This is a genomic window from Chryseobacterium aquifrigidense (genome assembly GCF_006716485.1).
In the GTDB taxonomy this organism is placed as follows: Bacteria; Bacteroidota; Bacteroidia; order Flavobacteriales; family Weeksellaceae; genus Chryseobacterium; species Chryseobacterium vietnamense.
This window is the reverse complement of record NZ_VFPD01000001.1, coordinates 2,331,492-2,346,793: the sequence shown is the minus strand read 5'-3', so window position 1 is coordinate 2,346,793 and position 15,302 is coordinate 2,331,492. Positions and strand designations below refer to the sequence as shown.

At 37.4% G+C, this 15,302-nt stretch carries 12 protein-coding genes; 7 read left to right on the top strand and 5 right to left on the bottom strand.

Annotated features, from left to right (window positions below):
* Positions 1 to 9: 9 nt before the first annotated feature.
* From FB551_RS10490 to FB551_RS10480, 3 genes are all read left to right on the top strand, one after another.
* Positions 10 to 1,422, top strand: a complete 1,413-nt coding sequence (locus tag FB551_RS10490; RefSeq protein ID WP_226798670.1) for an efflux transporter outer membrane subunit — start codon at positions 10 to 12, stop codon at positions 1,420 to 1,422.
* 59 nt (positions 1,423 to 1,481) lie between these two features.
* The gene (locus FB551_RS10485) at positions 1,482 to 2,033 is read left to right on the top strand and encodes a DUF2652 domain-containing protein (RefSeq protein WP_142017298.1); all 552 of its coding nucleotides are present in this window, start codon (positions 1,482 to 1,484) and stop codon (positions 2,031 to 2,033) included.
* 390 nt (positions 2,034 to 2,423) lie between these two features.
* Positions 2,424 to 4,610: an outer membrane beta-barrel protein gene (locus FB551_RS10480; protein WP_142017296.1), complete on the top strand. Its 2,187-nt coding sequence runs from the start codon at positions 2,424 to 2,426 to the stop codon at positions 4,608 to 4,610.
* Between the two features lie 540 nt (positions 4,611 to 5,150).
* Here FB551_RS10480 and FB551_RS10475 read toward each other — a convergent pair.
* The 5 genes from FB551_RS10475 to FB551_RS10455 all read right to left on the bottom strand — a co-directional run bounded on the left by FB551_RS10475 (position 5,151) and on the right by FB551_RS10455 (position 11,500).
* Positions 5,151 to 7,361 carry a glycoside hydrolase family 3 C-terminal domain-containing protein gene (locus FB551_RS10475; RefSeq protein ID WP_374709943.1) on the bottom strand — a complete coding sequence of 737 codons (2,211 nt, stop codon included), beginning with the start codon at positions 7,359 to 7,361 and terminating at the stop codon, positions 5,151 to 5,153.
* A 524-nt stretch (positions 7,362 to 7,885) separates the two neighbouring features.
* Positions 7,886 to 8,695 (bottom strand): methionine ABC transporter substrate-binding lipoprotein MetQ, encoded by an 810-nt coding sequence (metQ, locus tag FB551_RS10470; protein WP_142017292.1) that lies wholly within the window; start codon positions 8,693 to 8,695, stop codon positions 7,886 to 7,888.
* 113 nt (positions 8,696 to 8,808) lie between these two features.
* Positions 8,809 to 9,465 carry a methionine ABC transporter permease MetI gene (gene metI / locus FB551_RS10465; RefSeq protein ID WP_047433776.1) on the bottom strand — a complete coding sequence of 219 codons (657 nt, stop codon included), beginning with the start codon at positions 9,463 to 9,465 and terminating at the stop codon, positions 8,809 to 8,811.
* Positions 9,458 to 10,486: a methionine ABC transporter ATP-binding protein gene (locus tag FB551_RS10460; protein ID WP_142017290.1), complete on the bottom strand. Its 1,029-nt coding sequence runs from the start codon at positions 10,484 to 10,486 to the stop codon at positions 9,458 to 9,460. The genes metI and FB551_RS10460 overlap by 8 nt, the downstream gene beginning before the upstream one ends.
* 18 nt (positions 10,487 to 10,504) lie before the next feature.
* Positions 10,505 to 11,500: an EamA family transporter gene (locus FB551_RS10455; protein WP_142017288.1), complete on the bottom strand. Its 996-nt coding sequence runs from the start codon at positions 11,498 to 11,500 to the stop codon at positions 10,505 to 10,507.
* 558 nt (positions 11,501 to 12,058) lie between these two features.
* Here FB551_RS10455 and FB551_RS10450 point away from each other — a divergent pair.
* The 4 genes from FB551_RS10450 (at position 12,059) to FB551_RS10435 (ending at position 15,283) form a co-directional block, all read left to right on the top strand.
* The gene (locus tag FB551_RS10450; protein ID WP_142017286.1) at positions 12,059 to 12,991 is read left to right on the top strand and encodes a ring-cleaving dioxygenase; all 933 of its coding nucleotides are present in this window, start codon (positions 12,059 to 12,061) and stop codon (positions 12,989 to 12,991) included.
* A gap of 203 nt (positions 12,992 to 13,194) precedes the next feature.
* Entirely contained in the window at positions 13,195 to 13,491 is a 297-nt protein-coding gene (locus FB551_RS10445) for a GNAT family N-acetyltransferase (RefSeq protein ID WP_047433770.1), read from the top strand.
* A gap of 212 nt (positions 13,492 to 13,703) precedes the next feature.
* Entirely contained in the window at positions 13,704 to 14,657 is a 954-nt protein-coding gene (locus tag FB551_RS10440; protein ID WP_047433768.1) for a ring-cleaving dioxygenase, read from the top strand.
* Positions 14,658 to 14,662: 5 nt separating this feature from the next.
* Positions 14,663 to 15,283, top strand: coding sequence for an alpha/beta hydrolase (locus FB551_RS10435; protein ID WP_142017284.1), 621 nt, complete (start codon positions 14,663 to 14,665; stop codon positions 15,281 to 15,283).
* Positions 15,284 to 15,302 lie beyond the last annotated feature (19 nt).

Genomic DNA, 15,302 nt, shown 5'->3' with positions numbered 1-15,302 from the left:
ATTTTAAAAATGAAAATTAAAAATATAGCATACATCGCATTTATTTCCGGAACAGCAATCTCCTGTAAAGTTCAGAAATATGAACAACCTGAAATAAAAATGCCCGAAGCTTTCAGAGCTGACAGTATGGTGGTGGATTCTCAGGAGAATATTGCTAAAATAAGCTACAAAGACTTCTTCAAAGATCCTGTTCTGGTAGGGTTAATTGATAAAGCAATGGTACAGAATAATGATCTTCAGGTGGCTTTAAAGCAGATAGAATTTGCATCATTAGCATATAACCAAAGCAAATGGGCCAATATACCGACAGTCAGTGCTTCGGCCAATGCCAATATCAACCGTCCTTCCGACAATAGTATGAACGGGATGATGGCGGGACAGTTTATGGGAAAAAGGTATATGGAAGATTATACAACTTCTCTGAGTTTTTCATGGGAAGCGGATATCTGGGGTAAGATCAAAGGCAGAAAAGAACAGGCTTTGGCAGAATATCTTAAAACACAGGAAGCGGCAAAAGCGGTAAAAACACAGGTTGTATCTGCGGTGGTGCAGGGATATTACAACTTGTTAATGCTGGATACTCAGCTGGAAATTACAAAATCGAATCTGGCGTATGCAGATAATACCCTGAAATTTCTGACCAAACAGCAGGAACTTGGTTTGACAACTGCGTTGGCAGTACAGCAGCAGGAAATTGTAAAAGATCAGATTCTGAAATCAATTCCGGCGATTGAAAGCTCTGTGACCACTCAGGAAAATGCTTTGAGCCTGTTAACGGGTTCTATGCCGGGAAAAATTGAAAGAAGTGCAAGCCTGAACAATGTACAGTCTCCGGATCATCTGGCAGCAGGTATTCCTTCAGAATTATTAAGCTACAGACCGGATATTAAAACAGCTGAATTTGAAGTCAGAAAAAGTGCAGCAGCTATTCATGTGGCAAAAATGAGTATGTATCCTTCATTGAATATTACTGCGCAGGGTGGAGTGAATGCCTTCCAGATCAGCAAATGGTTCAGTATTCCGGGATCACTTTTTGGAATGGTGGCGGGTGCTGTGGCGCAACCTATTTTGAATGGGAAACAGTTGAAAACCCAGTATGAACAGTCTAAAGTATTGGCTGATCAGGCAGAAATTAACTTTAAGCAATCTGTTTTAAAAGCAGTAGCTGAAGTTTCTGATGCATTGGTACAGATTAAAAAGCTGGAAGAACAGCAGAAAATTGCAGAAGGGCTGGCTGTGAAATCCGGAGAAGCAGTAAAGAAGGCGGATTTGTTATTTAAATATAATTCGGCTACTTATGTAGAAGTAATTATTGCACAAACGAATAAACTACAGGCAGAACTGGAACTGGCTTCTCTGAAAACCCAGAGACTGAATGCCATTACAGCACTTTACCGCTCTGTAGGAGGCGGATGGCAATAAAGTAAAATTGAATCTGCTTCGTCTGTAATGATGAAGCAGGTTTCTAATCCATTATCATTATGAAGACAAATATACAAGAGGGGATCATTCTCATTCCGGATTTCAGCGGATTTACCGAATTTGTGTTCAATACAAAATTGTACACCGGAGAATATATTGTACGGCAATTATTGTCTACACTTATTGAGGTAAACGATCAGTATTTTGAAATTTCCGAGATTGAAGGCGATGCTATTTTATTTTACCGTTATGATGAAAATCCATCCTACCAGAGTATTTCAACGATGCTTTGGAAGATGAGAAGTGCTTTCAACAGGAAAATAGAGGAGCTCAGTAAGAGCTTAAGTACAAAAATTGATCTGGCCCTCAAGTTTATTGTTCATTATGGATCTTTTTCACAATACAATATTGGAAACTTCAGAAAGCTATATGGAAAAACGATTGTGGAAGCCCATCAGCTTTTGAAAAACGGAGTAGCAGAACAGCCTTCTTATGCGCTCTTCAGTAATTCGTTTCTGGAAAGCAGTAACAATAAAGAATCTGATTTTAATAAAGATCCGCTTCGTTTGCCTGAAGTAGGCGTTATCCATTATTTTGAAAATTTAAACTAGCATATATTTTTTAATATTAATCCTTGTAAATTTGCTATTGCTAGCGGCCCGGATGAGATCCGGGCTTTTTTATGGATAAACCTGCTGGAAATCCTGTATAAAAATTGCTTGACATTAATTAAGTGTAAAATATTCATGAAATTACTATTCATTTTAAAACTTTTTTAACTGAAATTTAGATTGTGTATAAAATGCTTTTTTAAGAATATTTATTATGATAGTGATTTATATTACGTTCTTTTGTTGAGAAATATGTATTGTTTTTGAATTTATGTTTAAATTAAATACTTATATATGATTGGTAATTAAGTGTTTATTTTAATTTTTTTTCTTTTTTGATGTAACGAAATTATGCAGATGGTGGTCTTATAGATAAAACTATAATCTCACATGAAAATACTATTATTTCCAATAGCACTATTAACAGGCTCATTAGCACTGGCACAGCAAGCTCCAGCTCCCGTAGCCAAAGATACTGTGAAGGGAAATGCAAAAGAAATAGAAGCTGTTACACTGGTTGCCAGAAAGCCAACAGTAGAATCGAAAATAGACAGAACTGTATTCAATGTAGCGAATAGTGCAATTCTGGCAGGAAATACAACATGGGATGTTCTCAGAATGACGCCTTTGGTGAGTATTGATAACAATGATGAGGTAAAAGCCGAGGGGCAAATGGTTACCGTATACATCAACGACAGGAAATCTGTATTTACTGGGAAAGAATTGAAGGAATACCTTAAAACTATTCCAGCCGATAACCTGATGAAAATTGAAGTCATTACCAGCCCGTCTTCCCGTTATGAAACTTCAGGATCCGTGATCAATATTGTTCTTAAAAAAAGGGATGACGAAGGACTAAAAGGAAGCATCTCCCTCAATAACAGACAAAGTACGAAGAATTCACAATACACGAATTTCAACCTGAACTATCATAAGAAAAAGTTTACCCAAACCTTTATTGGAGGATACAATAACGGAAATTATGTACAGAAAACCCAAACCTGGGATAACCGTTATGAAAATAATAAGCTTACCCGCTTCAACCTGGAAAACGTAATGAGAAATGAAAGCCCTTCCATTTCTTCTACGTCAGAGTTTGAAATTAATGACAAAAATAATTTCGGACTTGTACTGGAATATTCACAAAACAGGAATTTACTTTCAGCAGAATCTGATGGGATGACGTCAAAAGATGGAGATCCGGGAGAATCTTTCCTCCAAAGCCAGAACAATTGGGGATTCAGCCGTAATCTGGGAACCAATGCTTTCTATAAATATTATGATAAAGAAAAGAACAGAATCTTAGATATTAATTTGGGAACCAATTACTCCGGTGATAGCAATGATAACCTGATTGATAAATTAATTGATAAACAGGGAGTGAAAACCACTCAGCAGCTTGGGGTTATCAGCTCCAACCAGATGCGTAATTATTATCTGAAAGTGGATTATACACATCCTTTCGGTAAATCGGGCGGCACTATGGAAGTGGGCGGTAAAACGGAAATCAATAACCATGCTATTTCCAACAGCCTTTATGGATTCAGCATGAATAATCCTACCCCGGAATTTGCTAATCTATCCAAAAATGACAGATTCCATTATGAAGATCATCTGAGCTCTTTATATGCCAATTATAGTAAGACATTTTTCGAAAAACTGGAAACGAGAATCGGAATCCGATACGAATACATTGATTATAAAGTAAGACAGGAAGTAGCAGGTACAGAGAGAAGAGATTCTTACGGAACTTTTCTTCCCAATTTATTGCTGAAATATAGCTTTTCAGAGAAATTTGACCTGAGTCTTACCTATAACCGAAGCATCTGGAGACCATGGTATTCTGAGTTTAACCCTTTCCTGATGCCTGAAATTAACGGTACCTATTCCAGAGGAAACCTTTATCTGAATCCCAACCCGAATGACCGGGTTTATATGAAATTCGGAATTCTGAAGAAGTATTTTATTTCTGCAAGATATATGCACACCAATCAGGATTACTGGACGACTTATGTAACGGAAAACGGAAGAACGGTTTCACTACCCGGAAACTTTGACGGAAAGGTTGAAAAATATTACCTTTTTGCCAATACCAATCAGAACTTCCTGAAAAATAAACTGAATGTGAATGCAGGATTCGGATGGTATTATATTAATAACAAAGATTTTAATGAGAAAAATAAACTGGGTGCCAAAGATTATATCAGTTATTGGGGAGCTTCTGCGAATGTTTCTTATACGAACCTTTTCAATAAAAACATTAACCTGAGTGCATGGGTAGAATTGGCCAATCAGAACAATGGAAACTCATATGCAAACAATACCAATGTTTTCCACAATATTTCAGTCACCAAAATATTCCCGAAAACTCAAATGGAGCTGAGTATGCAGCTGATGAATATTTTTAAAAGACCTTATGGTGATAACACAACTTACAGCCAGGACGGAACTTTCAGAGAGTACTCAAAATGGGATTGGTACGGAGTTTCCCTTACGTTTGTGAAGCGCTTCGGAAACCAGAAGGTAAAAGAAAATACGAAAACTGACGTAGAGAAAAACGGCGGCGGCGGAAAATAATTCAAGATTTGTCAGGTAAAAATAAAAGCAGGTTTCAATTTGGAGTCTGTTTTTTATTTTTCTAAAATATTTATGCTATAGCAAAAAATCTACACTGAAGTTTTTGAACCATTAAGAAAATATTAAGTTGTTAAGATTATTAAGAGAATGTCTAAAGACATTTATCAGATGCAACGCTTTATTCAAATTTATTTGAATCTTAATTTTTCTTCATCACTTAAAAACTCCTTAATGGTTTAAAAAATAAGATTGAATATTTGAGCAGACTTAGGATTTTTATTTTAACGCAAAGTTTTACATTAAGATACTTTTGAATTTAAAGGGAGCAAAGATGGAATCAAAAAGATTGATTTTTTCTAAGCATTCGTATGATCCATTAGCTTCATCCGCAACTTTGTTGCCTTTCTTTGCTTCCTCAGATAAGATAGAATTCAATAATCTTTGCGTTTAAATAAATTAAAAAAACAGATCCCAATCTGGAATCTGTTTGCATTATATCAAATAATTATTAAATAGAGTTTATACTCTTAACTCTCAGTTTTATTTAAGAGTAAATTTCACTTTTGTTTTAATGGCATCAGAAGAATTTCCAATCAGTGCTTCAAAATCTCCCGGTTCAGCTACCCAGTCATGTTTTTGAGCATCAAAATAGCTTAAAGCCGTTTTATCAATAGTAAAACTCACTTCCTTTTGTTCTCCAGGATTCAGATATACTTTTTCAAAACCTTTCAGTTCTTTTGAAGGACGGGGAACAGATGATTTTATATCACTGATGTAAAGCTGGGCTACTTCAGCACCAGCTTTTTTACCTGTATTTTTTACGGTTACGGTAAACGTGATTTTTCCATCCTGTGAAATGGTGGTCTGGTCTGCTTTTGCTTTTCCGAATTCAAAAGTGGTATAGCTCAATCCATGTCCGAAACTGAACAACGGTTTTATATTTTTAGTATCATGCCAGCGGTAGCCTACAAAAATGCTTTCGTTGTAAGTAATATTGATCGGATTTTTCTGATCTTTTCCCTTTCCTGCGGCAAATTCGTCTTTCTGCCCCGGATATTCTCCCAGCTGGTGTGCTGAGTTGTCTTCAAGTTTTACAGGGAAAGTAAACGGAAGCTTTCCTGATGGGTTGGCATCCCCGGCTAAAATTGCTGCAAGTGAATTTCCAGCTTCAGAACCCAGATACCACGACTGTAAAATAGTGGGAACTTCTTTGATCCATGGCATTGCTACAGCATTTCCTGAAACTAGAACAACGGCAAGGTTTTTATTCGCTTTGGCAAGAGCAGAGATCACGTGATCCTGATTGTATGGTAATCCATAGCTTTTTCTGTCGTTTCCTTCGCTGTCCTGGAAGTCTGATTTATTTAATCCGCCTACAAAAATGACGTAATCTGATTTTTTAGCCAATTCCACCGCTTCATTCAGTAATTCGGCTTCAGAGCGGGTGTCTTTTAAGTCCTGTCCGGATTTTACGCCATTGTATTCACCACCGATATCACCTACATAACCTCTTGCATACTGTACATCTGCCTGTTTTCCAAATCTGGATTTAATTCCGTCTAAAGGAAGGGTTTCATATTTTACTTTTAATGAAGAAGAACCTCCGCCAACAGTCATTATTTTGATGGCATTTTCTCCGATAACCGCTATCTTTTTAGCCTTATTTATATCGATCGGAAGAACATTGCCTTGGTTTTTTAATAACACAATTCCTTCTTCACCAATTTCTTTCGCAACGGCTTTATGCTCTTCAGAAGCAATATTTCCAAAAGGCTTGTTGCGGTTCATCGTTGTTTTATATGCAAGACGAAGTAATCTGGTTACCTTGTCATCCAATTCTTTAGTTCCTACTTTTCCTGCTTTAATCAGATCAAGATAAGGCTTTGCCAGATAATAGTTGTCATAGGCATTTTTAGTTCCGGCAGAAAGGCCGTTGGTCCAGGATCCGAATTCCAGATCAAGACCGTTATGAATGGCCTGTTCAGTATTGTTTACAGCACCCCAGTCAGAGACTACAACCCCTTTATAGTTCCATTCTTTCTTTAAAATATCATTTAAAAGATACTGATTCTGGCTGGCGTATTGGCCTTTGTACATATCGTAAGCACCCATGATGGTCCATGAATCACCTTCTGTTACCGCAGCTTTGAAAGGAGGGAGATAAATTTCATAAAGCGCTCTGTCATCTACATTCACATTGCTCGTATGACGGAACATTTCCTGGTTGTTCAGGGCAAAATGTTTTACAGAAGTGGCTACACCATTAGACTGCACTCCTTTAATATAAGGAACTACCATCTTTGAAGTCAGATAAGGATCTTCACCCATATATTCAAAATTTCTTCCGTTCAGCGGAGTTCTGTAAATATTAACTCCAGGTCCCAGAAGAATATCTTTTTTTCTGTAACGGGCTTCTTCACCCAACGCTTTCCCGTAATTCCATGACATTTTTTTGTTCCATGTTGCGGATAAAGCAGTCAGGGCAGGGTAGGCGATAATAGAGTCGTTGGTCCATCCGGCCTGATCCCATTCGTCCCACATTACCTCAGGACGAACCCCGTGTGGACCATCTGTGGTCCAGAATTCCGGAATTCCCAATCTTGGTACACCCGGTGAACTGAATTTCGACTGTGCGTGAAGCATAGCCACTTTTTCTTCCAGTGTCATTCTTGATAATGCATCCTGAATACGCTGTTCTACAGGTTTGGATTCATCTAAATAAACGGGGATGGTAGTATTTGTCTGAGCCATATAAGAAGCAGAAATAAAGGTGAGTAAACTTATAATGACGGTTTTCTTTAACATAATGCCTTTCTATTTGATTAAAAACAAAAATAAAGAAAATTTTTTATTATCTCAAATTGAGAAAATAAAATTTAGCAAATAAAAAAACTGCCTGCTTACTGGCGGACAGCTTTTTATTCAATATTGTATTTGTACATGTGAAAAAACTGAAGAGAAGTTGATGGGAAACATAAAAGTGAAAAGGCTAAAAGCGAAATTGCAAAATGATAAAAGACGAATGAAGCTACTCCCGTATACTTTCATTCAACACCTCGAATCTTACAATGCTCCTAACACAGTGTTTAGATTCCTACGGAAAGACAAGGCGGACGTATAGGTATAGCGTGTAGTTTGTTCATTCCGAAGGAATCTAAACTTAAACCCTCTTACTCTCCAACCCTCCAACTCGCATCCCGAAAACTTGTACCCCGAATCCCGAATCCTCTCTCAACTCTACTACTCTAAAATCCTTACACTCTCAAACTCTTTCATCAATCCCATCCTTTCACAGCACCTCCTTTGAAAATTTCTTTAGCTTTCTTTTCCACTTCGGGAGACTGGTAGGCTTTTACAAAGTTTTTTACTTTCTGGCTGTTTTTATTATCTTGTCTCGCAACCACCACATTCACATAAGGGGAGTCTTTATCTTCCACAAGAATACCTTCTTTTTCCTGATTCAAACCTGCCTGAGCCGCAAAATTATTATTAATCACTCCCACAACAACATCTCTGTCTTCCAACACTCTTGGAATCTGAGCACCTTCAATCTCCATAATTTTGAGTTGTTTCGGGTTTTCTGTAATATCTGTTACTTTCGGTAGAAGTCCTACGCCAGCTTTCAATTTCAGCAATCCGCTTTTTTGCAGAAGCAATAAAGAACGTCCTCCATTCGTAGGATCATTGGGAATAACAATCGTATTGCCTGCCTGTAATTCACCGACATTTTTAATCTTTTTTGAATAGGCTACAATAGGATAAACAAAAGTATTGCCTACAGGGGCAAGATTATAACCTCTCTGCTTCGACTGTTCTGTTAAATAAGGAATATGCTGGAAAGCATTGGCATCAATATCTCCGTTAGTCAATGCTTCATTGGGAACTACATAATCATTGAAAGGGATCAGTTCCACTTCAAGATTGTATCTATCCTTGGCTACTTTTTTAGCTACTTCAGCAATTTCCTGCTCCGGGCCATAAGTGATCCCGACACGGATAAAGTTCGGATCATCCTTTCTTCCAGAACAGGCACTGAATAACAATATTCCGGCAGCCACCAAACCAAAAATCTTTATTTTTTTCATTCTATTTTTTTATTTAAATACCATTGAAGCAAAAGAGCAAAAAGTTTTTACCTTTTCCATATCCCGAAACCCGCCCCCCGAATCGCAAACACTCAAACCCTCTTATCCAAAAACTACCTGTGATCAAATCTTTTTGACAATCTGTCGCCCATAAACTGGATGATGAAAACCAAAAGAACAAGCAGGATCAAGACCGTATTCATAATAACAATATCATAGCCGATATATCCGTACTGGTAACCTACCTGTCCAAGTCCACCTGCTCCTACAGCACCGCCCATTGCAGAATATCCTACAAGCGTAATCAAAGTGATAGTAGCATTGTTGATTAAGGATGGAAGGGCTTCAGGAAGCAATACTTTCCTAATGATCTGTAATGGAGAAGCTCCCAAAGCTCTTGCCGTTTCTATAAGACCATGAGGAACTTCAATCAGGCTGTTCTCCACGAGTCTTGCAATAAAAGGAGCTGCTCCCACACTTAGCGGAACCAAAGCTGCATTTACTCCAATAGAAGTTCCTGCCAGAACTCTGGTAAAAGGAATCATCCACACGATCAGAATAATAAAAGGAATAGCACGGAAAATATTAACCAGAATAGATAATCCTCTATGATAGACCACATTTTCCAGCAGTTGGCCTTTTCTGGTTAAAAATAACATGATTCCTACCGGAAGTCCCAGCACAAATCCAAAAAATCCGGATAAAAATGTCATATAAACCGTTTCCCAGGTTCCTTTTGCCAAAAGGGCAATTACCGTATCACTAAGCATATCCTTTTACTGTATTTTGAATTTTATTTTGGTTGAAATAATAGATCGCCTGTTGATTTTCTTCAGTTTCCCCCTGAAGCTGCAAAAGTAGTTTACCGAAATTGGAATTTCCGAAATATTCTACATCTGCCTTTAACAGTTTATAAGGGATTTTATATTGATTGTACAGCGTTGAAAGAATTTGTTCAACACTGATGTTTTCGTTAAGTTCTATTTCGACCAGCGGAAATAAACCTTCTTTGGGTTCTTTCTGCAGTCTGCTGATGAGTTCCTGTGGCAGGGTCATGATGTCTGAATTAATGAACTGACGGATGATCGGATTCTCTTTATCCGAAATAATCTCGCTCAACGTTCCTTTTGTTAATAATTTTCCTTTGTCGATCACGGCAACATGGTTGCAGACCGCTTTGATGACTTCCATTTCGTGGGTAATTAAAAGGATGGTAATTCCCAGTCTCTGATTGATATCTCTTAAAAGCTGCAAGATAGATTGTGTTGTAGCAGGATCCAGTGCACTGGTTGCTTCATCACAAAGCAGAAGGTGAGGGTCATTGGCCAGAGCCCTTGCAATGGCAACTCTTTGTTTCTGTCCTCCGGAAAGGCTTTTGGGATAATCATTAGCTTTATCTTCAAGTCCTACAATCTTCAGAAGTTCATTTACTTTTCTGTTGATTTCGTCCTTGCTGGTATGATCCAGTTCCAATGGAAGTGCTACATTATCAAAAACAGTTCTTGAAGAAAGAAGATTGAAATGCTGGAAGATCATTCCTATTTTTTTACGCTCCTCAGCCAGCTGTTTGGCATTAAGCCTGGTAAAATCCTTTCCATTAATAATAATCTGTCCTTCATCCGGTCTTTCCAATAGATTGACGGTGCGGATCAGTGTACTTTTTCCTGCACCTGAAAAACCGATAATTCCTACGATATCTCCTTTATCTATAGTAAGACTCACCTTATCCAGTGCTTTGAAAGACTGTTTTTTCTGATGAAATGTTTTTGATATGTTTCTGATTTCTATCATTCTGATTTTATATACTTTTTAAATAGGCTGATAAGGTCTGCCTGTTCTGTTTAAAAATCTCCTTACTCTTCTGATTTTGACCTTGGCCCGTTTTGAAAGTCTGAAATACTTGGTGACATTTGTTAGAAGTACTCCCAGCAATATGACGAATAAACCATACAGCTGACCTCCATTGATGCTTTGGTGTGCAACAATCCAGCCTGCAATCACTGTTACAATAGGATTGATATAGGTATGGGTGCTTACCAAAGCAGCGGGTTTTACGGACAGAAGCCAAATGTACGACAAATAAGCGACTATCGATCCAAAGAAGATCAAAAATAGAACCCCAAACCATGCCGATAACGGAACAGTTGAAACTGAAAAACCAGTCCATTCTTTTCTGAAAAAAGCAATTAGAAAAGAGGCTAATCCTGCTACGATAAGCTGTTGTGCAATATTCATGAAGGTAGATTGAGAAGCCGGATTTTTCTTTGAATATAATGAGCCAAGTACCCAGGCAATGGAGCTTAATCCTAATACCACAAACGCAGTAATACGTAAGTTTCCATCTGCCAATGTATGAGCATTAGAATTTACACTTCCTTTTAGAAACATAATCAATCCTACGAAACCGATCACCAATCCTATCGGAATGAATTTATCTGAAAAATAATATTTCCAGTTCTTTTTGTCGATAGCAATAAACCAGAATGGCCCGGTTGCAATCGAAATTGCTGCTTCAGAAGCCGTCACATATTGTTCTCCCCAGGCTACTAGACCGGTTCCTCCGGTAAGAATAAGAATACCGGTGATTGCATTTTTCTTCCAGTTGACCAGAGAATTGGCTTTTTCTCCCTTAGACAGTAGATATCCTATCATCAGAATTCCGGCAACCAGAAATCTTAATCCCGAAAGAATGAAAGGCGGAAAACCTTTTAAGCCAAATGATATAGCTAAAAACGTAATTCCCCATATCACATAGATATTTGTAAAAGCCAATGGAATCAACCATTTGTTTTTAGAATTGCTCATTTTTATATTTTTAATGTTGTTGTGTTAATGAAAAAAGGCTCTACCACGTGGTAAAGCCTTTGAAAATATATCTAAATAAAAGTAAGGTCAACCACAGTATTTTTGATGTAAAGGCATACACATATCCTTCATCATATTTTTGATGCTATGTTTTCTCATTGAATTATATTTTAATTCTGCCTTCATTTTGTTTTATTTCCTGAATACGTTTGCAAATATAGAATATAATTTTTATTAGTCTACTAAAAAAGTAGGCTTTTTGAATATTAAATTATTATTAATAGGTTAATACTTTGTAAACCAGTTAATTATTATTTGTTTTATTTTGAATTTAAAGTATTGAATAGATTGGTTTTAGAATTTTTTGGAAAAAGAAGATCATATTTCCCCTAAAATAGGCGTTGTGAAAAAGGCAATATAAAGTGAAATTGATGAGAATTATGCAAATGTTCATTTCCTGTAAAAATGATGCTGCAAAATTGAATTCCTGCATTTATTAAACTAGTTAAATGTACAGGATTTCTGTTCACTGTAATTTAGCATCAAAATAAAAAGACAATGGACAATAGAATTTTAGGTCTGCATCATATTACTGCTATTGCAGACAACGCCAAAAGAAATTTAGATTTTTATACCAAAGTGTTAGGCGTAAGACTGGTAAAGAAAACCGTGAACTTTGACGATCCGGGAACGTATCACTTCTATTTCGGAAATGAAGAAGGAACACCGGGAACAATTCTTACTTTCTTTCCATGGGAAGGAATAGGAAAAGGAACTAACGGAAGTGGTATGGCTACCCATATTGGATATTCAGTACCTAAAGGAAGCCTTGAATTCTGGAGAAACCATTTACAAAGCTTAAATGTAGCGATAGAAGAGGGCGAAATCTTTGGAGAAAAAATGATTTCTTTTAAAGATCCGGACGGCCTTCAATTACAGTTGATAGAACCGTTAAGTAAAGACAACAGAAAAGTATGGACAACAGACGATATCAAGGATGAAAATGCATTAAGAGGCTTCCATAATGTAACTTTAACCCTGAGAAAAGCAGATCCTACCATCAAAGTTCTGACAGATATCTTAGGATACGATTTGCAGAAACAGGAAGGTGAAAGATACAGATTGGCTACTGATGCTATAGATACTGCTAATCTAGTTGATATTATTGAAAATGATAAAATTCCTGCAGGAAGAAATGCAGCGGGAACCAATCACCATATCGCATTCAGAGTAAAAGATGACAATGTTCTGATGGAATATCGTGAGAAAGCTTTATCTGCAGGATTAAGCATCACCCCGAAAATCAACAGAGATTACTTCTATTCACTGTATTTCCGCGAGCCGGGAGGTGTTTTATTTGAAATTGCAACAGACAATCCGGGATTCACTGTAGATGAACCTTTGAATGAGTTGGGGACCAACCTTAAACTTCCTGTTCAATACGAAGGAATGCGTGAGAAAATAGAAGGAGTATTGCCGAACTTATCATAGATCATCGGTCATATTTTATAAAGATGCTAATTTTGAATAAAGATTTAAACTTCCGGAATATAAACTTATTGTAGGTTATTGTAACAGGACGCTTCATAGAATCAACATGTTGATTCCATTCTTAAGTCAACTTAAAATATGAAGGAGTATTATTAAATCTTTGCTTTAAAAAAACACGATTTAATACCAAAAAAATAAAAAAAATGGAAAGAACAGAAATAGTTTTAGAAGGAAGAAAGGGAGAGATTCAGCTTTTCTCAGACGATCATAAAGCAGGTAAAATGGATATTTCAGTCATTGGAAAAAAGCTGACGGTTTATCATACGGAAGTAAATCCGGAATATGAAGGAAAAGGATTTGCTAAAATCTTATTGGAAAGACTGGTTTCCTATGCAAGAGAAAACGACTTAAAGATTTTACCGCTGTGTCCGTATGTTCACGCACAGTTCAAACGTCATCCGGAAGAATATAATGATGTATGGTTGAAGGAAGAACTCTAGTGAGTTTGAGAGTCGGGTTTCGGGATGCGGATTTTTGAGATTCGAGATTCAAGTTTGAGAGTCGGAGTGAAAGAGAGTTTGAGAGTCTCGGGCTAAAAAAGCAGAAATGAAAGACAAATGATTCATAAAGCTGCTCACGAACTTATCAACCCGAATCCCGCATCCCGAAATCTCGTCTCCTATCATAATAACCAATTAACAATTTTATCACAATGAAACTTATCACAGGACTGCATCACGTAACGGCAATTACCGGCAATGCACAGGAAAATATAGATTTTTATACAGGAGTTTTAGGACTTCGACTGGTCAAAAAAACAGTCAATTTTGATTATTCAGATGTTTATCATTTTTATTTCGGTGACGAATACGGAACACCGGGAACGATTATGACAACTTTTCCCTATGGTAAAGACCTGATCAATGGCAGACATGGAAAAGGAATGCTCAATACCACTGCTTTTTCAGTTTCTATAGATGCCCTGGATTATTGGATGAACCGTCTGGAACAGTTTAATATTCCTTTCAAACAGCCGCAGCAAAGGTTTTCTGATGAAGTTTTTATTTATCTAGAAGATTTTGACGGGTTAGGATTGGAACTGGTTTTTAATGATAAAGACGAAAGAAAAGGGTATTACAATGGCTATATTCCTAAAGATTATGCCATCAAAGGAATCCATCACGTAGAAATCTGGCAGGATGCCTATGAAAGAACAGCGGCCCTTCTGACAACTCAGATGGATCATAAAGTGATCAGAGAAAGTCCTGACAGATTGAGATTGGGAACAGACAATATGCCGGGGAAATATGTAGATCTGCTTTCTACCCCAAATGCTTTAAAAGGTTTAGCAGGAAGAGGCACCGTTCATCATGTAGCCTTTGCGACTCCCGATGCGGAATCCCAGCTTGAAATGGTAAAAAGACTGAATGCATACGGACTGGAACATACTGAAGTGAAAGACAGAAAGTATTTTACTTCCGTATATTTTAAAGAGCCGGGAGGCGTTTTATTTGAAATTGCCACGTCAGGCCCAGGTTTCGATGTAGATGAAGAGGCAGCATTTTTAGGAGAGGATCTGCAATTGCCCCTACAGTTTGAAAAAAGAAGAGAGCGCTTGAAAGAAGTTCTTCCCAAAATTGATTATCCAACAGAAAAATTCAGATAAAAATAATGAGTCATATTTTAAATATAAAAACAGCAGGAATTCCATTAAATCAGGCAGGAAAAGCTTTAATCATGGTTCATGGGCGCGGAGGAAGTGCTCGGGATATACTAAGTTTATCCCGGCATTTGAATGTAAAAGACTATGCATTACTGGCTCCACAGGCTTTGAATCACACATGGTACCCTTTTTCATTTATTGCTCCGGTAGAACAAAACGAACCGTGGTTATCATCAGCCCTTGAAATGGTTGGCGAAACCGTAAAAGCTGCTGTCAATGCAGGAATTAAACATGAAAATATCTACTTTTTCGGATTTTCCCAGGGAGCCTGTCTTACCCTTGAGTTTCTGGCCCGCAATGCTCAGAAGTTCGGTGGAGCAGCTGCCATTATTGGCGGAGTGATAGGAGATAAGATCAATCGTGAAAATTATCAAGGAGATTTTGCCGGAACCCCCGTCTTTCTGGGAACCAGCAATCCCGATTTTCATGTTCCGGTAGAAAGAGTATATGCAACAGCCAATATCTTAAGAGAAATGAATGCTGAGGTAACAGAGAAAGTATATGCCAATTTCGGACACTCTATTAATGAAGAAGAAATTGAATTAGCCAACTCGGTTATCTTTAAATAAGTACTTTTAACTTTGAATT

Excerpts from the sequence above, each read along its gene's own strand:
- FB551_RS10490 (WP_226798670.1), top strand. The coding sequence starts at position 10 with ATGAAAATTAAAAATATAGCATACATCGCATTTATTTCCGGAACAGCA.
- FB551_RS10485 (WP_142017298.1), top strand. The coding sequence starts at position 1,482 with ATGAAGACAAATATACAAGAGGGGATCATTCTCATTCCGGATTTCAGC.
- FB551_RS10480 (WP_142017296.1), top strand. The coding sequence starts at position 2,424 with ATGAAAATACTATTATTTCCAATAGCACTATTAACAGGCTCATTAGCA.
- FB551_RS10475 (WP_374709943.1), bottom strand. The coding sequence starts at position 7,361 with ATGGCTCAGACAAATACTACCATCCCCGTTTATTTAGATGAATCCAAA.
- metQ (WP_142017292.1), bottom strand. The coding sequence starts at position 8,695 with ATGAAAAAAATAAAGATTTTTGGTTTGGTGGCTGCCGGAATATTGTTA.
- metI (WP_047433776.1), bottom strand. The coding sequence starts at position 9,465 with ATGCTTAGTGATACGGTAATTGCCCTTTTGGCAAAAGGAACCTGGGAA.
- FB551_RS10460 (WP_142017290.1), bottom strand. The coding sequence starts at position 10,486 with ATGATAGAAATCAGAAACATATCAAAAACATTTCATCAGAAAAAACAG.
- FB551_RS10455 (WP_142017288.1), bottom strand. The coding sequence starts at position 11,500 with ATGAGCAATTCTAAAAACAAATGGTTGATTCCATTGGCTTTTACAAAT.
- FB551_RS10450 (WP_142017286.1), top strand. The coding sequence starts at position 12,059 with ATGGACAATAGAATTTTAGGTCTGCATCATATTACTGCTATTGCAGAC.
- FB551_RS10445 (WP_047433770.1), top strand. The coding sequence starts at position 13,195 with ATGGAAAGAACAGAAATAGTTTTAGAAGGAAGAAAGGGAGAGATTCAG.
- FB551_RS10440 (WP_047433768.1), top strand. The coding sequence starts at position 13,704 with ATGAAACTTATCACAGGACTGCATCACGTAACGGCAATTACCGGCAAT.
- FB551_RS10435 (WP_142017284.1), top strand. The coding sequence starts at position 14,663 with ATGAGTCATATTTTAAATATAAAAACAGCAGGAATTCCATTAAATCAG.